The sequence below is a fragment of the Lentzea aerocolonigenes genome (genome assembly GCF_000955955.1).
GTDB lineage: Bacteria > Actinomycetota > Actinomycetes > Mycobacteriales > Pseudonocardiaceae > Lentzea > Lentzea aerocolonigenes_A.
The window spans coordinates 1-353 of the sequence record NZ_JYJG01000634.1 but is presented as its reverse complement, the minus strand read 5'-3'; the positions used below and the strand labels follow the sequence as shown (position 1 = coordinate 353).

1 pseudogene is annotated in these 353 nt (G+C 68.3%); it reads left to right on the top strand.

Going from position 1 to position 353, the window contains the following annotated elements:
• Positions 1 to 353 (top strand): annotated as a pseudogene (locus UK23_RS48040) (cytochrome ubiquinol oxidase subunit I); the annotation flags it as partial.

Below are 353 nucleotides of genomic sequence, written 5' to 3'. Positions count from 1 at the left end.
CGGCACGTTCCTGGTGCAGCACTGGCTCGGCAACATGGGTTTCCCTCGCCGCTACGCCGACTACCTGCCCACCGACGGGTTCACGCTGCTCAACACGATCTCGTCGATCAGCGCGTTCGTGCTCGGCGCGTCCGTGCTGCCGTTCCTCTACAACATCCTGCGCAGCTACCGGCACGGCGAACCGGCCGGACGCGACGATCCCTGGGGCTACGGGAACTCGCTGGAGTGGGCCACGACCTCTCCCCCGCCGCGGCACAACTTCCTCGAGCTGCCGCGGATCCGGTCCGAGCGGCCGGCGTTCGAGCTGCACTACCCGCACATGGTCGAGCGGATGCGCGACGAGGCGCACTTCT